The organism is Glutamicibacter sp. BW80, assembly GCF_002332385.1.
GTDB lineage: Bacteria > Actinomycetota > Actinomycetes > Actinomycetales > Micrococcaceae > Glutamicibacter.
The window spans coordinates 1-26,097 of the sequence record NZ_NRGV01000067.1; the positions used below are offsets into that span (position 1 = coordinate 1).

Here is a 26,097-nt window from a genome sequence, read left to right on the forward strand (position 1 = left end):
CCGATGTCCAGAACCCTGAGATCTCACTCTGCTGATGTATATACCACATCAATTCTAGTGAAATTAAGGGAAATGTTGATAGTATTCCAATTCTCTAGAGACTCGGAACTACAAAATCAGATTCAATACTGCAAATGAAATAATTTACGAAAGACCACCATCTAGCTTAAGCTGTCCATGATTCTTTCAAATCTTGACCGTTCAACTGAATTCATTTGCTCGCGTTTGGCTCGGAAGTGTTCATCTTGCCACAATCTGAGCATGTCGGAAGAATGAAGTTTGAAAAGACTGATTGTTTTCTTTCCTTTTTCGGAAATCCCAGAAATTGGTTCTGGCTTAGATAGTGGTGACGGGTATCCGCCCTCGAAATGATCAGATGCCTCATCCATATATGGGTGAAATATTTCGAATATCAAGTCAGTGTAGCGCCTCATTGGTCTAATTCGGCTTGAAGTTGAAAGTGTGTCCTCGTCACCTTTCCTGTCCTCATTACAAGTGGGGCACGATAAGGTGAAATTCCGAGGTTCATATGTCCATTCTGGATATTTTTTCCATGGCGCAAAATGATCAATTTGCGGGACGCGATGCGCGGAATCATTTCCCACAGGAAGTAAGCAATAAGCACAGCGACCAGTCTGCGCGTGGTGTAGTTGTTGCCGTGCTATACGTTTGAATTCTTTTACTTTTGGTGTGGAGGATGTCCATTTTCTTCTCATACCCTTCTGAGCACCTGCTTGCAGGGTAGAGATCGAGGGGTCTTCCATAAGCCCTATAATGGGGAAATTTCGCAAAGTACTTAGATCTCTCGTGCAATAGCCTGCAAAACGCTATTCAGCTCTACAGTGTCAGAATCCGCTATTTTAGATAATCTTTCATATGAATTCTTAATCAGATCCTTGTCATGGCTTTCGATACCCGCAATTTGTTCTAAGAGAACTTGAACGTCGCGCTGCACAGCCGTGTTACCCGCGACAGTGGAGCCAAATACACGATATAAAATATCATCTATTGAACGAGCTGCGACGGAGTCTGGATACTCGATAAACTCACCCCATTTGCTGCCGGGGATCAAAATGTCGTGCGCCTCGGAAGCGACGAATGGGGAATGGGTCGCGAGAAGAAAGTGGCACTTGTAGGCGGCGGGGATAATCTCCGAAATCATAACTATGATTTTTTGTTGCCAATTGGGGTGTAATCCAACTTCGGGTTCATCGATTAATACGAGGGATTGCGGTTCGATGTTTGCCGCAATTCGAGCTATTGTGGAGAGCAATAATTGCTCACCGGTGCTTAGTTCTTCTACTGGAAAAGATCCAAATTTTTTTGAAACCAATAATTCTATAGAAGCGCTATTAGTTTGCCTTAGCATTCTATAAACAGTCGAGGGTTTAACGTTAAAATTTTGGCATATTGAAAGAAGTTCCTGAAGGGAAATGCTAGACAGTCGAAATCGACTTGAAATGTCGGATCCATAAGAGATAGCCTTATTTGCCCATTCTGAAATATCGAGTGCAAATGAGTCAACCAAAACCTCGGAAGAGATCGATTCGAACCCTGGCTTATGAACTCTACGGGTATTTTCGGCATGTTCTTCGTTGCGGCTTGCAAGGTAATTGGATATTGTCTTCTCTAGATTTATTGAAACCTTCCCATTTATCATGAAATTTATTTCTCCTAGATCAAGATATTTCTTGATCATACGTGTATATGAGGAGAATAAATTAGGGTACAAAAGTAAGTCCAGCAACGAAGACGTCGTGAGGTAATTCAAAGACCCCGTTGTGAACATATTGTTATTTCGTTTGTGGCCGAGGTATTTATAACGCTCGTCAACCTTGCGGGTGAAAGGGAACGTGTCCGTGAGTAAATTTGACACGACAAGTAGAGCGGGATGGTTTTTCATCGTTTGTCTAGTTGGCAACGATGGTTGAACTTTTCCAGTTTCCTTTCGAGATGGGCTGATGTCTTCGTGAGACTGTAAGTAGCTAGATGCGATGTCAGTTAGGAGGCGGCTCTTTCCGCTACCGTTTGCACCGATAATCGCCGTGAAACGATTTTTCGATTCCGTGGCTATACTGCTTAGTTCGAAGGAGAACCTTTTGGTTTTATAAATTGTTAACATGGGACCTACTTATGATGCTAGAAGGTAGTTGTTCATTTTCAGATGCTGTTCTGGTGAATAGTGGTACGGAAGATGAGCTTCTAAAATCGATCAGAGGTCGTGAAGACTAGGGCTTTCTCCTTGAATTCAAGGCTGGTCACCGCGTTGGCGTGATTGCGTCCGGCGAGCCACAGCACCTCATTGGTGGTACCCGCATCCTTCAGCAGTCGGCGCAGATGCGGCATGGTCGTGGCCAGCTCATCGCGATCCCCGGCGACGAGCAACGTCGGAACCGTGGGCACCTTGGCGGCTGGCTCGTACGGCTCGGATTTGATCGCTTCGATCAGCTCGAATAGCGCGGTGAGATCGTTGCTGGGCTCGGCCGCGGCAATCTTCATGATGGTGGCGGTGTAATCATCATTGATTTCCTCGCCGGTAGCCTGGTTGGCGCGAGCCTGATCCAGGGCGAAGGCGGCCAGCGGATCACCGGCGCCGGGGCCGCCGATCACCAGATGCTCCACCAGGTCCGGGTTGTAGGCGGCGAATTCCCAAGCCAGGCGTGAACCCAGGGAATAGCCGATGACATCGACCGGACCCTCATCGCGTTCCATGACGATCGCGGCCAATGCCTGGCGAATCTGGCTCGGTGCCCAGCTGCCGCTATTGCGGCGGGGGTCCTCGCCGTGGCCCGGCAGGTCGATGAGCAGTACGTTACGTCCGGCATCGGTGAAATATTTCAGCCAGCGAGAACGCGCCCAATTCAATTCGCCGGATGAGGCGAAACCGTGGATGAAAAGCACGGATGGGCCGTTCACCTCAGTCTTTGCGGGAATCACTCGAAGATTAAGATCCAGGGTCATGCCTTCGATCATAGGTCATTTTGATCCGCGACTGTGATCTGGAACTAGCGCGGCAATGCTGTTAATGTCAGAATGACTCTAACCAATTCTGCAGCACTGGAAATGAGGCAAGGCATAGATGTCATCGGCACCCGGTTGGGCCAACGTCGACGAGCGGCGCAATCTCCCGCCTGCCCTCGCGGTTTCCACCGTGATCCTCGGGATCCGGGAGGGGCAAGATGGCGGACCGGACAAGCTCTGCCTGCCGCTGGTGCGCCGGATCCGCCAGCCGCACGCCGGAAGGTGGGCGTTGCCCGGTGGTCCGGTGGAACCCCGCGAATCCCTGGGCCAAGCCGCCGGACGGAGCCTGGCCGGCACCACCGGCCTGCGGCCCAGCTACCTCGAGCAGCTCTACACCTTCGGGGATATCGACCGCTCGCCCACCGGGCGGCTGGTGACCATCGCGTACTTCGCGCTGCTCAACGCCGACCAGGTGGGGGCCACGGTGCGCGACGAGAACGTGGCCTGGTTCGATATCGATGACCCGCAGATCGCCCAGCTGGCCTTCGACCACCGCAAGATCGTGGACTATGCGCTGTGGCGGCTGCGAAACAAGACCGAGTACGGGCAGATCGCCCACCGGCTGCTCGGCGAGCGGTTCACCCTGGCGGCCCTGCGCGGAGTGTACGAAGCGATTCTGGGACGGCGCCTGGACCCGGCGAACTTCCGGCGCACGCTGAAGAGCACCGCGACCATCGAGGCCACCGACGAATACCTCGCCGGCGGGCAGCACCGCCCGCCGCGGCTCTACCGCTATGTGGGCCACGGGCCGGATCCGCTGGAAGTCGACCCGCAGCAAAGCTAAGCACCCCCGACTCACCGATTTTTTGGCAAGGAATGGACAACACACCATGAGCACGCAACTCACCGAAAACAACTCCGGATCCGTGGCGCAGAACATCACCCGGCTGACCCTGCTGGCCCCGGGCTCCACCTGCTCCACCGAACTGGCCTCCAATCCCTGGGACACCCCGGCCGGATACGGTCCGGGCGCCTCGCAGGAGGACAAGATCCCGTCCGGCTACCCGGTGCAGGGCAGCCTGCCGGAGGAATACCTCAAGGCCAGCGATGCCGAACTCGATACCCGCATCCGCGCCGCCAAGGAAACCCTGGGAGAGCGCGCGGTGATCCTCGGGCACTTCTACCAGCGCGACGAAGTGGTGCAGTATGCGGACTTCGTGGGCGACTCCTTCCAACTGGCCAATGCGGCGCTGACCCGTGACAAGGCCGAGGCGATCGTCTTCTGCGGCGTGCATTTCATGGCCGAGACCGCCGACATACTTTCCAAGCCCGAGCAGGCGGTGATCCTGCCGAATCTGGCCGCGGGCTGCTCCATGGCCGATATGGCCGACGGCCCCAGCGTCCAGCAGTGCTGGGATGAGCTCACCGAGCTGTACCGGGATGAAGAAGATGACGGCCGGATGCCGGTGATTCCGGTGACCTACATGAACTGCTCGGCCGAGCTGAAGGCCTTTGTGGGACGCAACGGCGGGCTGGTGTGCACCTCCTCGAACGCCGCGACGGTGCTTGAATGGGCCTTCGAGCGCGGGCGCCGGGTGCTGTTCTTCCCGGACCAGCACCTGGGCCGCAATACCGCCAAGGCCATGGGGGTGCCGCTGGAAAACATGCCGATGTGGACCCCGCGCAAGGCGCTGGGCGGAAACAGCGAAGAAACCATGCGCGAGGCGCAGGTGATCCTCTGGCACGGGTTCTGCTCGGTGCACAAGCGCTTCAACACCAACCAGATCGCCAAGGCCCGTGAGGACTACCCGGGCGTGCGCGTGATCGTGCACCCCGAATGCCCGATGGAGGTGGTGGATGCCGCCGATGAGGCAGGGTCCACCGACTACATCCGCCGGGCCATCGCCGAGGCCACCGAGCCGACCGTGTTCGCCATCGGCACCGAGATCAACATGGTCAACCGGCTGGCGGCCGAATACCCGCAGCACACCATCTTCTGCCTGGACCCGGTGATCTGCCCCTGCTCCACGATGTACCGCATCCACCCGGGCTACTTGGCTTGGGTTCTTGAAGAGCTCGTGGCCGGCCGCGTAGTCAATCAGATCCGCGTGCCTCAAAACCAGCAGGCAGACGCCAGGATCGCCCTGGACCGCATGCTCGCGGCCAAGCCATGAATGAAAGCACCGGGAAGCGGATCGTCATTATCGGTTCCGGGGTCGCCGGGCTGAGCGCCGCACTGGAAGCCGTGCGCCTGGGCTTGACGGTGACGGTGCTGACCAAGGACGCGCTCGGGGACGGGAACAGCAAGCTCGCCCAGGGCGGGCTCTCGGCGGTGACGGCACAAGGTCTGGCCGCCGGGGACAGCGTGGAGACCCACGTGGCGGACACTTTGAAGGCCGGGGCCGGGCATTGCGGGCACCATGCCGTGCAGGAAATGTGCGGCGCGGCCGGGAGCCTGGTCGCCAGCCTGGAAGAGCACGCGGTGGCCTTCGACAAGAACACGGATGGAAGCTACCAGCTGGGGCTGGAGGCGGCGCACAGTGCGCACCGGATTCTGCACGTGGATGGGGACGCCACCGGTGCGGGGTTGATCCAGGCGCTGCGACGGGCCGTGCGCTCCGCCCAGGCGGCCGGGCAACTGGAGATCATCGAGCACGGGCTGGCCGCCGAGCTCGAATTTTGCGCCCAGCGGCTAAGCGCGGTCCGCTACCTGCATGGCGAAGAAGAGCTAATGCTGGAAGCCGACGCGGTGCTGCTGGCCACCGGGGGATTGGGCACGCTCTACCAGGCGAGCACCAACCCGAAGGGCGCCACCGCGGACGGGATCGCTCTGGCCGCCCGAGCCGGCGCGGTGATCACCGACGCCGAATTCATCCAATTCCACCCGACCCTGGTGGACCCCTCGGCCTACCCAGGCGCCGGAATGATCAGCGAGGCGGTGCGCGGCGAGGGAGCGGTCCTGATCACCGAAACCGGTGACCGCTTCATGCCGGGGATGCACCAGCGGGCCGAGCTCGCCCCGCGCGATGTGGTCGCCCGGGCGATCCACGCGCAAAACCTTGCCGGGCACCGGGTATTTCTCGACGCGCGGGGTGTGGAAGCCGCGCGCGGAGCCGGGTTCCTGGCGCGGCGTTTCCCCTCGATCTCTGCGCGGCTGAAGGACGCCGGGCTGGACCTGGCCGCGGAGCCGATTCCCGTGGTGGCCGCCCAGCACTATGCCATGGGCGGGATCCACACCGATACCCACGGACGCAGCAGCGTGCCCGGGATCTATGCGGCGGGGGAATGCGCGAACACCACCGTGCACGGGGCGAACCGGCTGGCGAGCAATTCGCTGCTCGAAGCGATGGTCTTCGCCCGCAAGGCGGTGGCGGCCATGGCCCGGGACGAGCCCGGAAGCGCCTGCGAGCTGGATAACGTGGAGCTCGGCGCCTTGCCGCCGGGGCGCAACGACGCGCCCTTGGAACTGCCGCAGCTGCAGGCGCTGGCCAGCGTGCACCTCGGCGTGCACCGCACCGGGCAGGGCCTGCAAGCCTTGATCCGGGTGCTGGGCTCCAGCGCCCCGGTGGCCCAGGGGCGGCGCGAACTGATCGAACTGGGCAACCTCTGGATCACCGCGCGGATAGTCGCCCAGGCGGCCGCCGCGCGCGGGGCCAGCCTCGGCGCGCACCATCGGCTCGACGGCGCGAGCCCGGGCGAGCACACCACCACACGATACGGCTGGGTTCTGGATGCTGCGCAGCACACCGGCAGCCGGCCACAAAGCAAGGAAGTCAACGCGTGAACCAGCCAATCCACCCGGTGCCCACCGCGGCCATCGACCGCATCCTCGAATTCGCCTTTGCCGAGGACAATCCGCGCGGGGATCTGACCGCTGATACCATCGTGCCCGCCGGGGCCAAGGCCACCGCCGCGGTGCGGGCCCGCGAGGCAGGGGTCATGGCCGGCGGCGCCGTCTTCGCCCGGGCGATGAAAATGGTCAACCCGGAGATCCACGTGGTCCAGCTGGTCAAGGAGGGGCACGTCTTCGAGACCGGGGATAGGCTGCTGACGGTGGCCGGTCCGGCCGCCTCGGTATTGACCGCCGAACGGGTGGCGCTGAACCTGCTGCAGCGGATGAGCGCGATCGCCACCGCCACGCGTCAGCTGGTGGACCTGGTGGCGCACACCAACGCAAGGATCGCCGATACCCGCAAAACCACCCCGGGGCTGCGCGTGCTCGAACGCTATGCGGTGCGCTGCGGCGGCGGAGTGAACCACCGCGACAACCTCTCCGAGGCGTTCATGGCCAAGGACAACCACCTGGCCTTGCTGGATGACGGCGAGGAACTTACCACGGCGTTGAAATCGGTGCGCGCCCGGCTGGGGCACACCACCGCCATGGAGGTGGAGGTGGACTCCATCGACCAGCTTCCGGCGGTGCTGGCGGCGAAGGTGGATGTGATCATGCTGGATAACTTTGCGCTGGCGGATCTGCCGGCGGCCATCAAGCTGATCGACGGGCAGGCGATCATCGAGGCCAGCGGCAATGTGCGCGCCGAGACGGTGGCGGGCATCGCCGAGACCGGGGTGGATATCATCTCCTCCGGGGCGATCACCCACTCGGTGCAGGCCATCGACCTGGGGCTGGATATGGTGGTTGCATGATCTACATGGATGCCGCCTCCACCGCTCCTCCGCGCCAGGAGGTGCTGGACCTGGTCACCCCGCTGCTGACCAGCAACTTCGGCAATCCCGCCTCGCTGCACGAGCTGGGGCACCAGGCCAAGCGCGCCAACGACTGGGCTCGCGCGCAGGTTGCGGCCGCATTGGGCGTCACCGAGCCGGAAATCTACTTCACCTCCGGCGGTACCGAGGCGGATAACACCGCGATCATCGGCGCCGCGCTCGCAGCGGCGCGCGGCAAGGTCGTGGTGACCAGCTCCATCGAGCATCCGGCGGTGCTCGAGGCCTGCGCCTATCTGGTGAACTTCCACGGATTTGAGCACCGGATGATTCCGGTGGATGCGTATGGGATGGTGCGCCTCGATGAGGCGGCGGCGCTGATCGACGAGCAGGTAGCCGTGGTGTCGGTGATGGCGGTGAACAACGAGGTGGGCACGATCCAGCCGATCGCCGAAATCGCCCAGCTGGCTCGGTCAGCCGGGGCGCTCATGCACACCGACGCGGTGCAGGCCGCCGGCTGGCTCGATCTGGCGCAGCTAGCCTCGCAGGTGGATGCCTTGAGCCTGTCCGGGCATAAGATCGGTGCGCTCAAGGGCAGCGGAGTGCTGTACTTCTCCAAAGATCACGCGCTGGTGCCGCTGCTGCACGGCGGCGGGCAGCAGGGCGGGATGCGTTCGGGCACCGAAAATCCGGCCGCCGCGGTGGGCATCGCCCGCGCCCTGCAGGTCTGCGCCGAACAGCGCCTGGCCGGCACAGGAGACGGCTACGGCGAGTACCTGATTGAACGCATCAGCAAGGGTCTCAACTCCAAAGAAGAAGGCCTGGTCCAGCTGACCGGGCATCGAGCGCAGCGTGTGGGCGGGATCGTTTCCTTCGTCTTCCCGCGCACCGCGGGGGAGACCGTGCTGATCGAATTGGAACGCCGCGGGGTGCTCTGTTCCTCGGGCTCGGCCTGCTCGGCTGGAAGCACCGACCCCTCGGCGGTATTAACTGCAATGGGCTACGAGGCGCAGCTGGCGCACACCGCCGTTCGGCTGTCCTTCACTCGGGGGATTAAGGAAAACGAAATCAGCCAGGTAGCCAGCGCCGTGGTGGCCACGGTCAAGGCGCTGGTGGGCAACTGATCGCCCGGATCATCCGATCCCGAGCGGGCTTGGGCGAACTATGGCGGCTGTGATTCCACGACTTCATGAGGATCGTGCTGGTCGAAGGTGAAAGTGACGCGGTGGCGGTGCGGACGTTGGCCGCGAGACTGCAGATGCCCGTCCCGCAGGTGCTGCCGGTGGGCGGATCCAAGGGCGCCCGCCGTGCCGCCGTGCAACTGGAGGGCGCGCAGTTGTTCGGCCTGGTGGACGCCGCCGAGCGGCGCGATTTCGAACGCGTACTGGCAACGGTGTTCGTCTGCGACCCCGATCTGGAATTCGAATTCATCCGGGCGCTCGGACCGCTGGGCGTCGAAGCGGTGATCGCCGGGCAGGGGGAGCTGGGGTCCTTCTGCCGCCTGCAGGCCCAGCCCTACCAGCGGAACCAGCCACTGGAACGCCAGCTGGCCCGATTCTTCGGCGGGCGCAGCGGCAACAAGGTGCGCTACGCGCGGCTGCTGGCGCAGGCGGTGCCGCTGGAGGACCTCCCGGCTCCGCTCGCGGCCTTGCTGGAGCGTCTTTGTTCCCCGCTTCCAAAGGGCGAAGTCTGAGGCAACGAGCGCGGCGGAGATCTTTCAACCGCAGCGCGACCCGGCGGAGGTTTACTCAATAGCGCCGCATTGAGCGGCGTAAATTGTGCGGGTTTGTTCGGAATCGAGCAGCATCGGTGATTTTCGTACACTGGGCACCAGTTTCTCGTTACCTTGATGAATAGGTGCTGACTGGGGCGCTTATTCAATGAGAAGGTTTGCGGAAGGGAACAGACGAACGATGGCTATCACTCGTGAGCTGTATGCGAAAAGTTTGGAAAGCGAGCACGGAACGTGGGCCGTGTGGGGCGATGCGTCGGGAACGGCACCGGTTACCGGGGAGAACTTGCATTTTCCCTCTGAAGATCCGGGAATGCTTGACGTGTTGCATGCCGAGGTCGTTGTGGTGGCGCTGAACCGCGGCAGCAAGCGTGCAGCCGGAGGACCTCCGAATTTTCACACCAGTGTGAAATCCAATGACCATATTCTGGGAGAGGCGTTCCGCGGAACCGCTGTCTGGGGAGCCTACATGACCGATCTGGTCAAGGATGTCTTCGACCCCGATGCCAGTCAGGCAGTGCCTGCGGCATCCGATTTCGACGCGCTGCTGGCCGAAGTGCACGCGCTGGGGGCCACCAGTCCGACCTTACTAGTTTTGGGAAAACAGGCCCATGACTTTGTGCAGCAGCTGGCGCTCGAGCGCGGCTATCCTGGCAAGGTAGTTCTGCTGCCACACTACTCCGGCGCGAACAATGGCAATATCTCGCGATACTACAACGAGAGATTCGGGCCAGGGACCGCCTCGGAAGTGACCCATGGAGAGCGATACCGCAAGGTCGTCCAAGGCATATTGGACGGGCACGTAACCGCACCCCAGTAACGACGGAGGACTACTATTCGCTCGGCGGTGACATCCGCTTCGGGATCCGCATTCCGGAGCATGGCTAATCAATAAAGCATCAAGGCAGATCCTCATAAACGCTGGGGTCTGCCTTGATGCTACCGGGATTATTGTGTGCCGCGAGGGATCCTACCTAAGATAAGTTCCCGAGACCCAGCCCGTCTTCGACTTGTACTTCACCGGGTACCAGCCGGACTTCTTCGAACCGGTGACTTCGACCTTTTTGCCCTTCGGGATGGTCAGGATGATCTTTTTCTTGGTGCTGTTGCCGGTGCGCATATTCAAGTTCGCCGTGGTCTGCTTGGTGCTGGACTTTTTCTTTGGCGTGCTTTCGGCCTTCGGCTTGGACTTCTTCGGCGCGGAGGTATTGGCCACGTACGTCCCGGAGACCCAGCCGGTTTTCGACTTGTAGGTCACCTGCAGCCAGCCGGAAGTGCTCTTGCCCGTGGCCTTGACGCTCTTGCCCTTCGGGATCGTGAGGATGACGCGGTTGCTCGTTCCGGCACCGGTGCGCATGTTCAGATTTGCGGTGGTCTTCTTCGCCGAACCGGTATTCTTCTCCGGCGCCGGTTTCTTCTTGGTTTCGGTTTTGGGCTTCGAGGTCTTCGGCAAGGACACGTTGCTCAGGTAAGTGCCAGAGACCCAGCCGCTCTTCGAGTTGTAGCTGACCTGGTACCAGCCGGATTTCTTCGAGCCGGTGAGCTTGATGGTCTTGCCTCGCGGGATCGTGAGGACAACTCGATTGCTGGTCCCCACTCCGGTGCGCATATTCAGGTTCGCGGTGGTTGTTGCGGTGCCCTTGCCGGACTTGGGAGGGCTCTTCTTGGTGGCGGCCACACCGTGGAAGTGCTCCAGGGTCTTGGCGCCCGAATTTGTGTAGGACTTGGCCAACGAGGTGCCGACATAGCGGAAGTGCCAGGGCTCGTACGCGTATCCGGTGACCGCCTCCTGGCCTTTGGGGTAGCGCAGGATGAAGCCATACTTGTGGGCGTTTTTCTTCGTCCATTTGCCGACGGGGGTATTTTCGAAGCAGGACTGCAGGGCGCAGGCACCATTGCTGTTTCCTACGTCTGCGGCTAGTCCGGTCTGGTGCTCGCTGGTGCCGGGCCTAGCGGAGATGCGTTCGGCATACTTCTTGCCATACATCCTGGTGTATTGATTGAACAGCTGCGCTTGGCGGTCATAGGAGCGGTAGCCGCTGATCAGCTTGATGTGGACCCCGGACTTCTTGGCATCCTTGACCATCTTGTTGTAGGCGTTGGTCGCCTCCGGGCGCAGCCTGATGCCGGTTCCCGGCACCTTGCTGGTCTTCGGTACGTACTTCGCTGGCTTCAGCGGGTAGCTCTTATTGACGAAGACATCGAGGTGGCTTGGATTCCGGTCCAGCGTCCTGGCCGCGGCCACGGGCACCGAGGTGTAGCTCGCAGCGGTCTGAACCGCGCTTGATTGGCCGGAGGCCATGGCCGGTCCGGGCAGTACTCCGAGCGCGAGTACCGTGCTGACGGAAAGAGCCATTAAAAGCTTCGTGCGAGAATATTTGGGCATCTCGTGTCGCTCCGTTGTCCGAGTGATGATAATTCATTCGACCATCCTTGACCATGTGTGGGCAAGGGTTCAAGCGACTTATTGCGCGAAGTTCGTCTGCCGATTGTTGTTTATTGCGACGAGTGACAATGCAAAATTCACCTATAGGGCATGGATTTAATCTGCGTGATCCCACATGGACGTGAGATCCTGTGAACTATCGAGTCTTCATCGGACCCACAATTTTGGTAAGTTATCCATCATGCAGATCAGGCAAGAAGTCTTTGATGACAGGGCGGGAATCTACGCTGTGACGCATGCGGCCTTCAGTAAGGACGACCATTTGGTCGAGCCGATTGAGGTCGGATTAGTGCAGCGGCTTTTTGATTGCGACGCCTATTCGCCGACCTTTTCGCTGGTGGCGACGAACGACAAAACGGTGATAGCACATGTGATCGCCACCTGGGGTTCGGTCGATGGCAAACATAGCCTGCTGGGTCTCGGGCCTCTTGCTGTAGCTCCCGAATACCAGAATATGGGCGCCGGGACCGCGCTGATGCAGGCCATCGCGGACCGCGCGGAAAACGAACGCATTTCCGGGATTGTGTTGCTGGGAGCGACGAAGTACTACCAGCGCTTCGGCTACGAGCCGGCCATTGCCCGCGGCATTATTCCCACGCAGCCTTCGTGGGGAGATAACTTCATGGTTCGCGTTTTTGATGAGCGAAGCTTGCCCGCCGGAAAATACCGGTACGCCTCCCCATTTGGGTGTTGAGCTAGCTCTTGAGTTCCAGGGTCCGGGCTAGTTCTCCCAGGGCTCCGGGAACCACGGAGTAATAGGCCCAGACTCCGCGCTTCTCACGGTGCAAGAGGCCCGCGTCCACCAAGATTTTCAGATGGTGGGAGACCGTGGGCTGCTTGAGCGCCAGCGGTTCGGAGAAGTCGCAGACGCAGGTTTCGGCTTCGGCGCTGGAAGAAATGATGGACAGGATGCGCAGCCGGTTTGGATCGGCCAGCGCCTTGAAGCGCGCGGCCAAGTGCTCGGCATCGGACGCGTTCAGCGATGGTTGGCCGCTTTCGGGCACGCAGCAACCGGGGCCCTGTGCCGGGTCGGTGCGGTTGGTTTCGAGTACGACGTTTTGTGGCATCCCTGTGTTTCTTCCTGAACGGCTACGGCAGATCGATCATATTGACAACCTTCGATACACCTCATCATACTAGGTATATCGATATTCTTCGATGTCTAATGATTTGGATGTACACGTGAGTCAATCTGCAGCGCCCGTTGACACCGCCAAGGTGGCAGCAAAAATGTCCACCCTTGATCGCTATCTAGCCGTCTGGATCCTCGCCGCAATGGTCCTGGGCCTGGCTCTGGGGCGCGTGATTCCCGGGCTGGGCGAGGCATTGGACTCCCTGCAAGTCGCCGGAGTTTCACTGCCTATCGCCATCGGCTTGCTGGTGATGATGTATCCGGTTTTGGCCAAGGTGCGCTACGACCAGACGCATCGGGTGATCGGCGATAAGAAGCTGATGATTACCTCGCTGCTGATCAACTGGATCCTTGCCCCGGCATTCATGTTCGTGCTGGCCTGGGTATTCCTGCCCGATTTGCCCGAGTACCGCACCGGCCTGATTATCGTCGGCCTGGCCCGGTGCATTGCCATGGTGCTGATCTGGAACGATCTGGCCTGCGGTGACAGCGAAGCGGCCGCGGTGCTGGTGGCGATCAACTCGGTGTTCCAGGTATTCGCCTTCGGCGTGCTCGGCTGGTTCTACCTGCAGGTGCTGCCGGGCTGGCTGGGGCTGGAAACCACAAGCGCCGAATTCTCCGTCTGGGCCATTACGCTCTCGGTGCTGGTCTTCCTCGGCATCCCCCTGCTCGCCGGATTCCTCACCCGCACGCTGGGCGAAAAGGCCAAGGGGCGCGAATGGTACGAGTCGCGCTTCCTGCCGAAGATCGGCCCGTTGGCGCTCTATGGCTTGCTGTTCACCATTGTGCTGCTCTTCGCGCTGCAGGGGGATACCATCATTTCCCGTCCGTGGGATGTGGCCCGCATGGCGGTGCCGCTGCTGACCTACTTCGTGGTGGTCTTCGGGGCCAGCATGCTGATCGGCTGGACGCTGAAGCTCGGATACGCGCGCACCACCACCTTGTCCTTCACCGCGGCCGGCAACAACTTCGAACTGGCCATCGCGGTGGCCATCGCCACCTTCGGTGTCACCAGCGGCCAGGCGCTTGCCGGTGTCGTCGGACCGCTGATCGAGGTGCCAATTCTGGTCGCCCTGGTCTACGTGGCGCTCTGGTCACGCAAATTCTTCCCCACCCAAGTCCTCGCCAACTCGGCACCTAGCAAAGGCTAAGATCTTGTCTACTTCTCTAAAGAAGCCATCGGTCCTGTTCGTCTGCGTGCATAACGCCGGCCGCTCGCAGATGGCAGCAGCGTTCTTGTCCAACCTCTCCGATGGACGCATCGAGGTCCGCTCGGCCGGCTCGGCTCCGGCCGCGGAAATCAACCCGTCCGCCGTGGCCGCAATGACCGAGGTGGGCATCGACATGTCCGCCGAGGTGCCCAAGGTGCTGACCACCGAAGCGGTCAAGGAATCCGACGTGGTCATCACCATGGGCTGCGGAGACACCTGCCCGGTCTTCCCGGGCAAGCGCTACGAGGACTGGGTGCTTGAGGACCCTGCAGGGCAGGGCATTAATGGGGTGCGTCCGATCCGCGACGAGATTCGCGCACGCATCGAAAACCTCATCACCGAATTGCTCGAAAACAAAGCCTAGAGTTTGTAGCGAAGGAACATCATGGAATCCCAGTTCCCCGTTGCCGTCATCGGCGCCGGCCCCATCGGCTTGGCGGCCGCAGCACACCTGCTCGAACGCGGACAGGCGGTGCGCATCCTGGAAGCCGGAGCATGCGCTGGAGCCGCCATCAGGCAGTGGGGGCATATCAAGCTGTTCTCCACCTGGCGCTACAACATCGATGAAGCCAGCCGCCGGCTGCTTGAAACTCCGACCGAACACTACGCTGGCGACTGGGAGGCACCGAATCCCAAGCGCCTGCCTACCGGGGACGAGCTGGTCTCCGATTACCTTGAGCCGTTGGCTGCCCACCCGCAGCTGCGCGAAGTCATCGGCTACGGGCAGCGGGTCACCGCGGTCAGCCGGGTGAGCGCCGAGGGCAGTGGGCTGGACAAGGGACGCTCGGCGGACCGCGATGATTCGTTGTTCCTGGTCCGGGTCGAAACCGCGGACGGCGAGTCCGAACTGATAGCGCGTGCGGTCATCGATGCCTCCGGCACCTGGGAAACTCCAAATCCGATTGGCCGCGCTGGGCTCAGCGCGCTCGGTGAGGACGCGGCGAGAAGCGAAGGTTTCATCACCTCGCCCTTGCCGGATCCGCTGGGCGCCGACGCGCAGCGCTTCGCGGGCAAAAGGGTGCTGGTCCTCGGGGCCGGGCATTCGGCCGCGAACACGTTGATCCTCCTGGGGCGGCTGAAGCAGCAGAATCCGGAAACCCAAATCTTCTGGGGACTGCGCGGGCAGGCTAATCCGGTGCGCCTCTATGGTGGCGGCTCCGCCGATGAACTGCCGGCTCGCGGCCAGCTGGGCACAAGCCTGCGCCGCCAAGTGGAGACCGGACAGGTGACCTTGCTCGAACACGTCTCGGTGCGCGCGCTGCACGCGGCAGAGAATTTGCAGGTGCTGCTTGCCGATGGGCGCGAGCTCGAAGTTGACTTCGTGGTGCCTGCCACCGGCTTCCGTCCGGATCTGGGCATGCTTTCCGAGCTGCGCCTGGACCTGGATCTCGCGGTGGAAGCGCCGCGTGAACTGGGCCCGCTGATCGATCCCGAGTTCCATAGCTGCGGCACCGTCTCGGCCCACGGGGAACGGGTGCTGGCGCACCCGGAGAAGAACTTCTACATTGCCGGCATGAAGAGCTACGGCCGTGCCCCGACCTTCCTGTTGGCCACCGGCTACGAGCAGGTTCGTTCTCTGGCCGCCGCCCTGTCCGGGGACCGCACCGCGGCGGATCAGGTGGAACTGGATTTGCCGGAAACCGGAGTGTGCTCCACCGACACCGGCAACTCCTGCGATGTGCCTGCGGCCTCCGCCGCCGAAGCGCCAGCGCAGGAGGACTCCTGCTGCTCGGCTCCTGGGCCGGTGGCTTTCGGGTTAGCCACCGGAACCCAGCACGGATTCGCAGAACTGGTTGAACGCCAATAACCTCAACCGTTGACGTGCGCGGGGCTGCGGGGTAAGGATGCAGTATGGAAACTAATCTGCCCTCTGAACCGCTGTCCTTCGACGTTACCGGCCGCATCTCCACCTCGTGCCACGAGGTCTATGAAGCCGTGGCGGATCCGGAAAAACTCTCCGCCTACTTCACCACCGGAGGTGCGCAGGGACGCTTGGAAACCGGTGCCGAAGTCAGCTGGGATTTCCACGATTTCCCGGGCCGCTTCCCGGTGCAGGTGCTCGAGGCCATCCCGGACGAGCGCATTGTGCTGAAATGGGCGGGCGAGGGCGTCGCTGCGGATGACGGATTGAACACCGTTACCTTCGAATTCGAGTCGATCGACGGTGATGCGCGAACCAAGGTGAAGATCACCGAGTCGGGATGGCTCTCCTCGCCGCAGGGGCTCACCGGGGCCTTCGGCAATTGCGAGGGCTGGACCGGGATGCTCTGCGCGATGAAGGTCTGGCTGGAGCATGGAATCAACCTGCGCGAGGGCTTCTACAAGTAGACGCGGCTACTCCATCAACGGCCGGATCTCCACGCTCCCGTAGGGCAGATGCGGCATGCGCCGGGCAATTTCCTGGGCCTGCAGTTCACCGGAGACCTTGATCGCGTGCACGGCGAAGACGATCTCCGCGTCGGTATCCAACTCGGCGTTGGTTTCCTGCGAGCACACCGAGCCGCGGTCCTGGAGGGCGTAGGCCGAGATCAGGATGTCTTCGGAGCGCAATTGGGCATCCAGCGATTCCCACTGGAGCATTTCCGCATCGAACTCTTCGCTCGGCGGTTGCGGGCCGCTGCCCGGAAGATAGCGGTGGATGAGAAGGTGCGTTGCGATGTTCATGAGAACTCCTGCACGTCAGTTGGTTGCTGCCACAGACGATACCGGATCGGGCCTGCAGATACAGGGGGAGGTGTTCCGGTTGGGCAAATCGTCGCCGGGAATTCACTTCTCGATGAATGCTGGGCTTGGCCGCGATCCGTCGTTGCTGCCGGCTGCGAGAACCGATTGACTATGCCAAAAGGGCTGCCAGTGCAACCCTGGCAGCCCTTTTGGCATGAACCTGTAGTCCTTACTCCACCGCGTTGCGCAGTTTGGTGCTCAGCCGCTGGAGCTCGATGAATTCTTCCTCGCTCAACGCCTCGCCCATCAGCTGGTGCAGCTGTTTGACGTGGGCCCGGCCGATGTCCCGCTGCGTGGCCAGGCCTGCTTCGGTGAGCCTGATCCGGCTTGCCCGCTGATCGGTGGGATCGGTGCACCGGGAGACCAGCCCGCGCTCTTCGAGGCGGGTGATCATCCGGCTCAGGCTGGGCTGGGAGATCAGCAGGTGCTTATTCAAATCCACCAGTCGGGTCTCGTTCTCCGGTGCGTGGCGCAGGTTGAACAACACGTCGTACTCCCGGATGGAGAGCTTGGCGAATTCGGGCATCGCGGTGATCTGGCGCATCACCGCGACCTGCGCCCGGAACAGCGCCTCCCACGCGTCGGTGGTGACCTTCAACGAGGCCTGGGTGCTACTGGTCCCGGTCACTGACTTCTGGCTCCTTCGGGGCGTTGGCTTGCTCGGCTTCCAGTTTAGCCTTGCGGGCAGCCACGCGGCCTGGGTGGGTTGGGGCGTCGGCGATATCCGGGGCCGCCCGCGATGCCATTTCCTTTTTCAGCTCCGGCAGCACGTACTCGCCGAACATATCCAGCTGGTTCAGCACGGTCTTCAGCGGCAACCCGGCATGGTCGATGAGGAACAGCTGGCGCTGGTAGTCGCCGAAGTACTCCTGGAAGCTCAGGGTCTTCTCCAATACCTGCTGCGGGGAGCCGACGGTGAGCGGGGTCTGCGCGGTGAAGTCCTCCATGGACGGGCCATGTCCGTAGACCGGGGCGTTGTCGAAGTACGGACGGAATTCCTTGACCGCCTGCTGGGAATCCTTGGCCATGTAGAACTGGCCGCCCAAGCCCACGACCGCCTGGTGCGCCTTGCCGTGGCCGTAGTGCTCGTAGCGCTCGCGGTAGAGGTCGATCAGCTGCTTGTAGTGCTCCTTGGGCCAGAAGATGTTGTTGGCGAAGAAGCCGTCCCCGTAGTAGGCGGCGATCTCTGCCACCTGCGGGGTGCGGATCGAGCCGTGCCAGACGAACGGCGCCACGTCGTCCAGCGGGCGCGGGGTGGAGGTGAAGTTCTGCAGCGGGGTGCGGAATTTGCCTTCCCAGTTCACCACGTCTTCATCCCAGAGGCGGCGCAGCAGGTTGTAGTTCTCCACGGTGAGGTTCACCGAGTCCTGCATGTTCTTGCCGAACCATGGGTAGACCGGACCGGTGTTACCGCGGCCCAGGACCAGATCCACGCGTCCGTTGGACAGGTTCTGCAGCATCGCGAAGTCCTCGGCGATCTTCACCGGGTCGTTCGTGGTGATCAGCGTGGTCGCCGTGGAGAGGATGATGCGTTCGGTCTGCGCGGCGATGTAGGCCAGCGTGGTGGTGGGCGAGGAGGAGAAGAATGGGCGGTTGTGGTGCTCGCCGATGGCGAAGACATCCATGCCGATCTCTTCGACCTTCTTGGCGATGGCTACCGAAGCGTCGATGCGCTCTTTTTCGGTAGGCATCTTGCCGGTGGTCGGGTCGCGGGTGATGTCGCTGACTGAAAAGACTCCGAATTGCATGTCCGCTCCTAAGTTGTCGAGATAGGCTGTGTGCTTACCTCTAATTTATATGCGTATGCATGTAATAACAAGTTGATGCGTCAAATATTCCCTGAGGTGGAGTGTGGCGTCGGGCACGCGCCTGTGCGAGAGTTCGGAAAATTGCGCATTCGAAGCAGTGCCACCCTATGCGGATTGAATGCTTGGTAGTTGCCGGCGAGTGCGGGTCGCGGTGGTGGGTGGCGTGTTGACCGGGGATCCGTGGCCCGCATTTCCGAACCTCGGTAGTGGCCAACCCGCCCATTGCATCGTTGCGTGCCATCGGGATCGTCGGCTGAAGCTTGGGCCGAGCCTCATTCGTTAGTTGGTGATGAGGTGAATTCTAGGCATCGCAATGTAGCTATTTGCCCTCACTGTATGAGATAATGTTTATAAGTAGCTACATTAGGAGCTTGAATGCTTGAGGCTCAAAAGCTCGGTGCAAGCCTGCAGGAATGGCGCATTATTCTTGGGTTGACTCAAGAACTGGTTGCCGAGCGGGCCGGCATCTCCAGGAGCACGCTGATCAAACTAGAACAAGGCGCAGGAGCAAAACTCGAAACCTTCCTTGTAGTCGCCAAGGTTCTCGGCATTGTCGACCGTATAAATGATGCTGTAGAGCCACTCAACACCGACTTGGGTCGTGCCAGATCACGACTGCTTAGTCGCCAGCGTGCACCAAGGGGGAGTTCATGAGCCCGCGGAACCGCATAAAAATCAGGCGTGTCGAGGTACTGACTGGCGAGACTGCAACGGGCACTTTGACGATCGAGTCCGATGCCTTCTCACCACTGGAGCATATAGCCTTCACGTACTCCGACTCCTGGCTTGCCTCTGACTGCTCCTTCGCTATTTCGCCCGAACTTCCGTTGATCAAGGGGCCGCAGCGCCCCACCTTGGGACGGGAGATGTTCGGCTCGTTCATGGATGCTGCACCGGATGCATGGGGTCAGCGACTCCTCCATGAGGAGGCACGGCTGCATTCCAAGGCAACTGGCGTACCAGCACCGAGGAATACGCAGATATCCCGGCTCTTCATGGTCAACGACCAGACGAGGCAAGGCGCACTGCGGTTCCGGGAAAACGGAAAATTCCTCTCTAGCTGGGGACAATGGGCGGGTGTTCGCGACCTGCCAGAGCTTGCCGAACAGTCACGCGCTTACGAGGAGACCGGGTACATAGACGAGCAAAACAGCTTGCTCATCGGGGCTGGATCATCTCCTGGAGGTGCTCAGCCAAAAGCTTGGGTTCGCGACGCGGATGGGTCGATGTTGCTCGCCAAATTCCCAAAGACCTCGGACCTGGGCAATGTCCAGCTCTGGGAAATGGTAGCGATACGCCTGCAGCAGCGAGCTGGAATCGAGGTCCAACCTTCCCGGCTGATGAGGCTGGATGAATACCACCAGATCTTCCTCACCAAGCGTTTCGACAGGACGGGCGATGAGCGCATACCGTACATGAGTGCACGCACGGCCCTCCAGCTAAGCGACGGCGAGCACCCAAGCTATGTCAAGCTTGCCCGTGAAATTTCGATGCTCTCATCCAACCCCGTGGCAGATTCCAAGGAGATGTTCAGCCGAGCAGCGTTCGGCGCCATGGTCAACAATATCGATGACCACATGCGAAATCACGGCCTGCTCAAGATTGGCAGGGGCTGGAGGTTGTCGCCGTCATTCGACGTGAATCCCATGCGGACAGGCACCTCCGACACTCCTCTCGTGCCGGGTGGGGATACATTCGACCGGAACGTACTCGAACTGCTGGACCACCTTGACTCGTTCCGGCTCACCCGTACCGAGGCCGTCACGCGCCTGCGCCAGATCAATGAAGCTGTCTCCCATTGGGCCGAGGAGGCGATCAGGCTCGGTGCCGAGGCCGACGCGGCCGAATCAATGCACCGCGCCTTCGAGGGCTCGAACCGCAACCGAGTCGCGGGCCTCAAAGACATTTCGCCACCCACTGCCATCAGCCTCGGGGAAGCGGCTGGAGAACCCGGAGATTCCGGCCAGCCGAAAACCGGACAGGTGTGGATCAAAGCCCACCACCGCGCAGGCAGGTACGTCCCAGGACACTACCGGTCCCGCCCTAAGTAGCAGCAGCACTGGATGGACGGGCAGCTTCCACCGGTCGCTGCTCGGCGCGCTGGGTTGCAGGAATGATCTATCCATGACGTCCTACGAGTTTTCTCTGGCCGAACTTCCGCCGATGTCAGCTAGGGATCCTCGGACCAGCTGCAAGTGCCAACAGCGAAGGCGTTTCGCGGGGTGGTTCAGCCTCGCTGGGAATCCACTTGGTTTGTCAAGGGAATCCCGATAATGCGGACGGACGGTATAGGGATAACTGGCACGAACCTGATCAGTTCTGGGAAAGCCGGCGGGCCTTCATCCCTGGTCTTCCAGAACGGATGAACGACCAATGGCCTGAATTCGGATAGCTCCTCTTCGGCATGCTTGAATATGGGTCGACCATTGTTGTCATGTCATCTGATGGCGTTTAAATCCCTGCCGCAACCTCGACGAACTCAGTTTCGATGAACGTGTCGAGAAGGCCGCGTGCTGCGATGAGATCAACGGGCTGCTGCGTCGTGAAAAGCCACCTTTTGGGATGAGCGGTGCGTTCAACATTCTCCGCCCCTGCCGGCAGCATGCGAAGCATGTCGTGAGCCGCTACGGGTGGACCAGCCCCGCGCGATAGGCAATCAGCGCGGCATCCACGCGGTTGCGCGCGCCGAGTTTGAGCAGGATTGCGGTCATATGCCCCTTGACCGTCGCCTCGGTGAGCACCAGCCGGGCGGCGATCTCCGCGTTGGTCAGGCTCGCTCCCACCAGCGCCAGGACCTCGCGTTCGCGCACGGTCAATCCTTGGACCAAGGACAGGGCGCGGGTCAGCGAGGCGGTATCGATGCCGCGCACCTTGTCGATCACCCGCCGGGCAATGCGCGGGGAGAGCGCCGCGGCGCCCTCGGCCACCGCATGGATCGCGCCGAGCAGTTCCTCGGGCCCCGAGCTTTTGAGCATGAATCCGCAGGCTCCGCCGGACATGGCCCGGTCGATGTAGTCCTCCTCGCCGAAGGTGGTCAGGATCAGCACCTTGGCCTCCGGGGCCTGGGCCAGGATCGCTTCCATGGCGCCCAGCCCATCGAGCTGCGGCATGCGGATATCCATGAGGATCACCGATGGGTCCAGGCGTGCGGCCAGTTCGATGGCGCGCACCCCGTTCTCGGCTTCGCCGATAATCGAGATGCCTGGGTCGCTGGCGAGGATCGCGCGCAGCCCGGCGCGGATTAGCGCGTCGTCATCCACCAGCAGGACGCTGACGGGGGTATCCATGCTCATCTGCAGCTCCTTTGGCTAGCCGGCGGGGTAGAGGTGGTCGGTGGATACCAGCACGTCATCGGTGAAGCACAGGCGGAACATCTCGCTGCCCAGATCCAGCAGGCCGGTCCGCGCCGCATAGTAGCGGCACTGCGCATTCTCGGGCGCTGCCGGCTCGTCGATCACGGGCAGCGGCTCATCCAGGCCCGGGGCGCGGACCAGCGAAGCAACCTCGCCCGAGTCCATGCCCACTTTGAGCTTCTGGTACTCCGACGGGTGCAGGGCGGTGGCTTGGTAGGTGGCATGCTGCAACAGCAGCAGGGCCGCGGAAATCACCGTGACGGCGAGGATCGGCAACAGCACCAGCATCGAGGTGCTGGTGCGCTTCACCGGAGAGTGCACCCCGGCAGGCGCCGGGGGCGAGGGTGCCTGGGGAATGGAAGCGCGCAGTTCGAAGCGCTCCCTCGTGCGGTGCACCGCCAGCGAACCGCCGGCGGCTTCGAGGGCGCCGCGCAGCGAAGCGATCCCGGTGGCCCCGGGCCGGACCGGCGGGACGGGGCCAGCGAGCTGATTGGAAATTCTCAGCACCGCCTGCTCCGAGCGCGTATCGAGTTCCAGCTCCACCTCGGTGTGCGGCGCGTACTTCGCCGCATTGGTCAACGCCTCCTGGGCTACTTGGCGCAGCACGGCGGCCCACCGGAGGGATCCGGGGGCCTGCGGTGGTGGGCCATGCCGGGTGAAATTGATCTTCATGCCCTTGGCCCGGGCTTGTTCGACCAGCTGCGCCAGCGATGAATCTGCCGGACCCAGCGGCGCTTGCTCGCCGTCCTCGTGCAGCACCCCGATGATCTGGTGCAGATGCTCGATGGACTCATCGGCCTGCTCGCGGATCCGCGCCGCCTGTGCATGGGCTTCCGTGCCCTTTTCCAGGGTTACCTGCAGCCCGCCGGTGGACAGTGCCAGCAGCGCCAGATCGTGGCCCAGCTGATCATGCATGGCTTCGGCGATGCGTGCCCGTTCGCGCAGCTCGGCCTGCACCACCACATGCCGGCGTTCCTGGCTTCGGAACAGCACCGCATTGCGCCGCGCCCGGCCGGCCCACCAGGGCAGCAGCGCAAAGAGCACCAGGCCGGTGAGGATATTCAGCGCAAAGGTCAGCAGGCTCAGGTGGGAGGACAGCGCCAGTGTCACCCCGGCGGCTAGCGTCCCCGACCCAAGGGCCAGTAATCCATGGGCCAGGGAGGAAACATGCCGTCCGGCCAGGTAGCTGCAGGCCGCGGCCAGGGGAGCGAGCACAACCCAGGCCCCGTTCGTGGAGATGGGGACCAAATAGGCGCAGAGAGCCAGCAACATCAACAGGAGCGGCTGCTTCCACGAGGTAGTCATGAACAACATGCTACTCAGCGAGGGCGCAGCCGAACACCGACCAAGGTAGGGGATCGCCGGCACCACAGTGCGGACGTATGGCCGGTGTGCTCGCCTGCGCAAATTCCTAGGGTTGGAACAGAACCCAAGGAGCACACCATGATCACACTCGAAGCATTGAGCAAGGACTTCGGCGCCACCCGCGCAGTCAATGCGCTGACCGCAACCATAGAACCCGGGCAAGTGACCGGATTCCTCGGACCCAACGGGGCCGGCAAATCGACCACCATGCGCATGATCCTCGGATTGGACGCGCCAAGCAGCGGGCAGGCACTGGTCAACTCGGTTCCCTACGCGCAGCTGCGCTACCCGCTGCATACGGTAGGTGCGCACATCTCCGGCACGGCGGGGCACCCCGGGCACACCCCGCGCACCTTCCTCAAGTCCCTGGCGCAAAGCAATCGGATCCCGGTAGACCGCGTGGACGCGGTGCTGACCGAAGTCGGCTTGCAGCCGGTGGCCGGCAAACGGATCGGAGGTTTCTCCCTCGGCATGCGCCAGCGGCTGGGAATCGCCGCCGCCCTGCTGGGCGACCCGCAAATCCTGATCCTGGACGAGCCAATGAACGGGCTGGATGCCCAAGGCATCTCCTGGATCCGGCAGCTGATGCGCACCCGGGCCGAGCGCGGCGGAACCATCTTCGTCTCCAGCCACCTGATGAGCGAGGTGCAGCAGGTCGCGGACCAGCTGATCCTGATCGGACGCGGGGCGCTGATCGCCCAAGCACCTACCGGGGAGTTGATCAGGCAATTCACCCAGCAGGTCATCACGGTGCGCTCGCCGCAGCTAGCCGCGCTCGCCGGGCTCCTGCGGCAACCGGGCATCGAGCTGAACGCCGCCGAGGACCGGCTGGAGGTCGTCGGCCTGCCGCTGGAAAATATCGGCGCGCTGGCCTTCGCCCATGGCATCGAGCTGCATGAACTGAGCATTGCCCACGGATCGCTGGAAAACGCCTATAACCAATTGACGCATGACACGGTGGAATACTCCGCCGAATTAGCAGGGGGAGCGGGAAGCAAATGAGCACGCTGCAGATCAATGAATCCGCATCCGGATACCTGGGCGGAGAGCTGTTGCGGGCTGCCCGCGCCGAGGCCACTAAATTCTTCGGGCTGCGTTCGCTGCTCTGGCTCTATGCCTCGGGAATCGCGCTGACCATCGCCTTCGGGTGGCTGCTTGGCGCCAGCGCGAAAGCCAGCGGGGACAATGGCTTCGACACGGCGATGCCCGCCCCGCTGATGGTCTTCGCAACCCTGCAATTCGGCCAGCTGTTCTTCGCTGCCGCAGCCGCCCTGCACATCACCAACGAGTACTCCAGCGGGACCATCACCACCTCCTTGCAAGCGGTACCGCGTCGCTCGGTCATGCTCGGCGCCAAGGCGCTGCTGCTGTCCGGGCTCAGTTTTGGTGCCGGGGTGGCCATGATCGGCTTGGGCACCATCCCGGCAGCGCTCAGTGCGGGGCAGTACGGCGCCTTCGCTCTCTCCGACCTGGTCTCGGCTTGCCTGGGCGCCGGTGCTTATCTGGCGCTATTGAGCTTGATGGTGCTCGGCCTCGGGCTGCTCTGCCGGAACTCGGCGGGAGCGATCGTCTCGGCGATCATGCTGGTGATCGGGCTTCCGCAGATCCTGCAGCTGATTCCGTTCGAGTGGGTGCAGACGCTGGCCCAATACCTGCCGACAAACGCGGCGACGTTCATGGCCACCGGTGCCACCGAGCCCTATGGGCCGCCGGCGGCGCTGCTGGTGCTGATCGGCTGGACCGTGGTCCTGCTCGGAGCCGGATATTTTGCGCTGAAGCGGCGTGACACCTAGCCGCGGTCGGCACTTGGGAACCTGCCAACGCAGTTGCGCCACGGCAGCTGTAGCTATGCCTTGGACCGGAGCTGCGCCCGATCGCGCCATGCGGCGGTGCTCCAGAGCGCAAGCGCGATCAGCACCGGTTGGAAGAACAGCCGGGTGAGCCGTTTCCCGTCGGTATCCAGTCCGAACGCGTCGCGTCCCTCCTGCCATTGCGCGAAATTGCCGGGGAACACCGCGACGAAGAAGAGTGCGGCAATCCAGCCGACGGCCACCCGCTTCCTGACCAGCGCCAGCAAGGATAGCCCCAGCCCGATTTCGGCCACGCCGGAGAGGAGCACCGTCAGGTCCGGATCCAAGGGGACAAAGTCCGGGACTTGGGAGCGGAATTCCTCGCGGGCAAAGGTCAGGTGGCTCACCCCGGCGAAGCCAAGGAATGCTCCGAGCCCAATGCGCGCGCCGTGCCGGGCGAACCCCAGCGGCTTCGCCGCCGGCGACTTAGTCATCGCTGACGGTCACCGTTACGTCGATGTTGCCGCGGGTGGCGTTGGAGTAGGGGCAGACCTGGTGAGCCGCGTCGGCCAGTTCCTGGGCCTGGGCATGCTCCATATCGGGAATGACCACTTCCAATTCGACCGAGAGCTTAAATCCGCTCTCTCCATCGCGGTGCAGGTGGACTCGCCCGCCGACGCTGGAGTTCTCGATCTTGACCTTGCGGCCGCGTGCCACCACGTTCAACGCCGAGTGGAAGCATGCGGCATATCCCGCGGCGAACAGCTGTTCCGGGTTCGTTCCGGTGCCCGAACCGCCCAGTTCTACCGGGGAGGCCAGGGCCAGGTCGAGAGTGCCGTCGTGGGCCTGCACTCGGCCCTCGCGTCCTTGGCCGGTGGACAGCGATTCTGCGGTGTATAGGGTTTCCATG

Annotated in this window: 29 protein-coding genes; 16 read left to right on the top strand and 13 right to left on the bottom strand. The window is 61.8% G+C overall.

Annotated features, from left to right (window positions below; genetic code table 11):
* Positions 1-161 precede the first annotated feature (161 nt).
* The 3 genes from CIK76_RS19170 to CIK76_RS16690 all read right to left on the bottom strand — a co-directional run bounded on the left by CIK76_RS19170 (position 162) and on the right by CIK76_RS16690 (position 2,961).
* Positions 162-764, bottom strand: a complete 603-nt coding sequence (locus CIK76_RS19170; protein WP_141393597.1) for an HNH endonuclease — start codon at positions 762-764, stop codon at positions 162-164.
* A 32-nt stretch (positions 765-796) separates the two neighbouring features.
* Positions 797-2,122 carry an ATP-binding protein gene (locus CIK76_RS16685; protein ID WP_096288510.1) on the bottom strand — a complete coding sequence of 442 codons (1,326 nt, stop codon included), beginning with the start codon at positions 2,120-2,122 and terminating at the stop codon, positions 797-799.
* A gap of 80 nt (positions 2,123-2,202) precedes the next feature.
* Complete coding sequence (locus CIK76_RS16690; protein WP_176484277.1) at positions 2,203-2,961, bottom strand: alpha/beta hydrolase; 759 nt, start codon at positions 2,959-2,961, stop codon at positions 2,203-2,205.
* Between the two features lie 118 nt (positions 2,962-3,079).
* Between CIK76_RS16690 and CIK76_RS16695 the strand changes: the two genes are divergently transcribed.
* From CIK76_RS16695 to CIK76_RS16725, 7 genes are all read left to right on the top strand, one after another.
* Positions 3,080-3,805: an NUDIX domain-containing protein gene (locus CIK76_RS16695; protein WP_096288514.1), complete on the top strand. Its 726-nt coding sequence runs from the start codon at positions 3,080-3,082 to the stop codon at positions 3,803-3,805.
* A gap of 46 nt (positions 3,806-3,851) precedes the next feature.
* Positions 3,852-5,135, top strand: coding sequence for a quinolinate synthase NadA (gene nadA / locus CIK76_RS16700; protein ID WP_096288516.1), 1,284 nt, complete (start codon positions 3,852-3,854; stop codon positions 5,133-5,135).
* On the top strand, positions 5,132-6,745 hold the full coding sequence (locus CIK76_RS16705; RefSeq protein WP_096288519.1) for an FAD-dependent oxidoreductase: 1,614 nt from the start codon (positions 5,132-5,134) through the stop codon (positions 6,743-6,745). Before nadA ends, CIK76_RS16705 begins: the two co-directional genes overlap by 4 nt.
* On the top strand, positions 6,742-7,608 hold the full coding sequence (gene nadC / locus CIK76_RS16710) for a carboxylating nicotinate-nucleotide diphosphorylase (protein WP_096288521.1): 867 nt from the start codon (positions 6,742-6,744) through the stop codon (positions 7,606-7,608). Before CIK76_RS16705 ends, nadC begins: the two co-directional genes overlap by 4 nt.
* Positions 7,605-8,750 carry a cysteine desulfurase family protein gene (locus CIK76_RS16715; protein WP_096288523.1) on the top strand — a complete coding sequence of 382 codons (1,146 nt, stop codon included), beginning with the start codon at positions 7,605-7,607 and terminating at the stop codon, positions 8,748-8,750. The genes nadC and CIK76_RS16715 overlap by 4 nt, the downstream gene beginning before the upstream one ends.
* Positions 8,751-8,815: 65 nt before the next feature.
* Complete coding sequence (locus CIK76_RS16720) at positions 8,816-9,319, top strand: hypothetical protein (RefSeq protein ID WP_096288526.1); 504 nt, start codon at positions 8,816-8,818, stop codon at positions 9,317-9,319.
* A 220-nt stretch (positions 9,320-9,539) separates the two neighbouring features.
* On the top strand, positions 9,540-10,178 hold the full coding sequence (locus CIK76_RS16725; protein WP_096288528.1) for a hypothetical protein: 639 nt from the start codon (positions 9,540-9,542) through the stop codon (positions 10,176-10,178).
* 150 nt (positions 10,179-10,328) lie between these two features.
* Here the strand turns inward: CIK76_RS16725 and CIK76_RS16730 are convergent, their stop codons facing one another.
* Positions 10,329-11,714, bottom strand: coding sequence for a D-alanyl-D-alanine carboxypeptidase family protein (locus CIK76_RS16730; RefSeq protein ID WP_176484278.1), 1,386 nt, complete (start codon positions 11,712-11,714; stop codon positions 10,329-10,331).
* A 271-nt stretch (positions 11,715-11,985) separates the two neighbouring features.
* On the opposite strand from CIK76_RS16730, the gene CIK76_RS16735 reads away from it, so the two are divergent.
* On the top strand, positions 11,986-12,498 hold the full coding sequence (locus CIK76_RS16735) for an N-acetyltransferase (RefSeq protein ID WP_176484279.1): 513 nt from the start codon (positions 11,986-11,988) through the stop codon (positions 12,496-12,498).
* A 1-nt stretch (position 12,499) separates the two neighbouring features.
* Here CIK76_RS16735 and CIK76_RS16740 read toward each other — a convergent pair whose 3' ends face one another.
* Entirely contained in the window at positions 12,500-12,871 is a 372-nt protein-coding gene (locus CIK76_RS16740) for a metalloregulator ArsR/SmtB family transcription factor (RefSeq protein WP_096288535.1), read from the bottom strand.
* 163 nt (positions 12,872-13,034) lie between these two features.
* On the opposite strand from CIK76_RS16740, the gene arsB reads away from it, so the two are divergent.
* From arsB to CIK76_RS16760, 4 genes are read left to right on the top strand one after another with little or no spacing between them, the layout of a single operon-like run.
* A complete protein-coding gene (gene arsB / locus CIK76_RS16745) occupies positions 13,035-14,087 on the top strand; it encodes an ACR3 family arsenite efflux transporter (protein WP_255248525.1) in 1,053 nt (350 codons plus the stop codon).
* A gap of 4 nt (positions 14,088-14,091) precedes the next feature.
* Positions 14,092-14,511, top strand: a complete 420-nt coding sequence (locus tag CIK76_RS16750) for an arsenate reductase ArsC (protein WP_096288540.1) — start codon at positions 14,092-14,094, stop codon at positions 14,509-14,511.
* A gap of 21 nt (positions 14,512-14,532) precedes the next feature.
* Positions 14,533-15,954: an FAD-dependent oxidoreductase gene (locus tag CIK76_RS16755; RefSeq protein ID WP_096288543.1), complete on the top strand. Its 1,422-nt coding sequence runs from the start codon at positions 14,533-14,535 to the stop codon at positions 15,952-15,954.
* Between the two features lie 44 nt (positions 15,955-15,998).
* Positions 15,999-16,475, top strand: a complete 477-nt coding sequence (locus CIK76_RS16760; RefSeq protein ID WP_096288546.1) for an SRPBCC domain-containing protein — start codon at positions 15,999-16,001, stop codon at positions 16,473-16,475.
* Positions 16,476-16,481: 6 nt separating this feature from the next.
* Here CIK76_RS16760 and CIK76_RS16765 read toward each other — a convergent pair whose 3' ends face one another.
* From CIK76_RS16765 to CIK76_RS16775, 3 genes are all read right to left on the bottom strand, one after another.
* The gene (locus tag CIK76_RS16765) at positions 16,482-16,811 is read right to left on the bottom strand and encodes a hypothetical protein (RefSeq protein WP_096288549.1); all 330 of its coding nucleotides are present in this window, start codon (positions 16,809-16,811) and stop codon (positions 16,482-16,484) included.
* Positions 16,812-17,040: 229 nt separating this feature from the next.
* A complete protein-coding gene (locus tag CIK76_RS16770) occupies positions 17,041-17,499 on the bottom strand; it encodes a MarR family transcriptional regulator (protein ID WP_096288552.1) in 459 nt (152 codons plus the stop codon).
* Positions 17,483-18,619, bottom strand: coding sequence for an LLM class flavin-dependent oxidoreductase (locus tag CIK76_RS16775; protein WP_096288554.1), 1,137 nt, complete (start codon positions 18,617-18,619; stop codon positions 17,483-17,485). Before CIK76_RS16775 ends, CIK76_RS16770 begins: the two co-directional genes overlap by 17 nt.
* A gap of 435 nt (positions 18,620-19,054) precedes the next feature.
* Between CIK76_RS16775 and CIK76_RS16780 the strand changes: the two genes are divergently transcribed.
* Together CIK76_RS16780 and CIK76_RS16785 are read left to right on the top strand one after the other, a co-directional pair.
* Positions 19,055-19,333, top strand: a complete 279-nt coding sequence (locus CIK76_RS16780) for a helix-turn-helix transcriptional regulator (protein ID WP_096288557.1) — start codon at positions 19,055-19,057, stop codon at positions 19,331-19,333.
* On the top strand, positions 19,330-20,730 hold the full coding sequence (locus CIK76_RS16785) for a type II toxin-antitoxin system HipA family toxin (RefSeq protein ID WP_096288559.1): 1,401 nt from the start codon (positions 19,330-19,332) through the stop codon (positions 20,728-20,730). Before CIK76_RS16780 ends, CIK76_RS16785 begins: the two co-directional genes overlap by 4 nt.
* Positions 20,731-21,130: 400 nt before the next feature.
* On the opposite strand, the gene CIK76_RS19490 is transcribed toward CIK76_RS16785, so the two are convergent.
* From CIK76_RS19490 to CIK76_RS16795, 3 genes are read right to left on the bottom strand one after another with little or no spacing between them, the layout of a single operon-like run.
* Entirely contained in the window at positions 21,131-21,292 is a 162-nt protein-coding gene (locus CIK76_RS19490) for a hypothetical protein (protein ID WP_176484280.1), read from the bottom strand.
* Between the two features lie 11 nt (positions 21,293-21,303).
* Positions 21,304-21,972, bottom strand: coding sequence for a response regulator transcription factor (locus tag CIK76_RS16790; RefSeq protein WP_096288562.1), 669 nt, complete (start codon positions 21,970-21,972; stop codon positions 21,304-21,306).
* Positions 21,973-21,987: 15 nt separating this feature from the next.
* Positions 21,988-23,337: a histidine kinase gene (locus CIK76_RS16795; protein ID WP_176484281.1), complete on the bottom strand. Its 1,350-nt coding sequence runs from the start codon at positions 23,335-23,337 to the stop codon at positions 21,988-21,990.
* 138 nt (positions 23,338-23,475) lie between these two features.
* On the opposite strand from CIK76_RS16795, the gene CIK76_RS16800 reads away from it, so the two are divergent.
* Positions 23,476-24,399, top strand: a complete 924-nt coding sequence (locus tag CIK76_RS16800) for an ATP-binding cassette domain-containing protein (protein WP_096288568.1) — start codon at positions 23,476-23,478, stop codon at positions 24,397-24,399.
* On the top strand, positions 24,396-25,190 hold the full coding sequence (locus tag CIK76_RS16805; RefSeq protein ID WP_096288570.1) for an ABC transporter permease subunit: 795 nt from the start codon (positions 24,396-24,398) through the stop codon (positions 25,188-25,190). Before CIK76_RS16800 ends, CIK76_RS16805 begins: the two co-directional genes overlap by 4 nt.
* Before the next feature lie 53 nt (positions 25,191-25,243).
* Here CIK76_RS16805 and CIK76_RS16810 read toward each other — a convergent pair whose 3' ends face one another.
* Together CIK76_RS16810 and CIK76_RS16815 are read right to left on the bottom strand one after the other, a co-directional pair.
* Positions 25,244-25,681, bottom strand: a complete 438-nt coding sequence (locus CIK76_RS16810) for a hypothetical protein (protein ID WP_096288573.1) — start codon at positions 25,679-25,681, stop codon at positions 25,244-25,246.
* The gene (locus CIK76_RS16815) at positions 25,674-26,096 is read right to left on the bottom strand and encodes an organic hydroperoxide resistance protein (protein ID WP_096288576.1); all 423 of its coding nucleotides are present in this window, start codon (positions 26,094-26,096) and stop codon (positions 25,674-25,676) included. Before CIK76_RS16815 ends, CIK76_RS16810 begins: the two co-directional genes overlap by 8 nt.
* Between the last annotated feature and the right edge of the window lies 1 nt (position 26,097).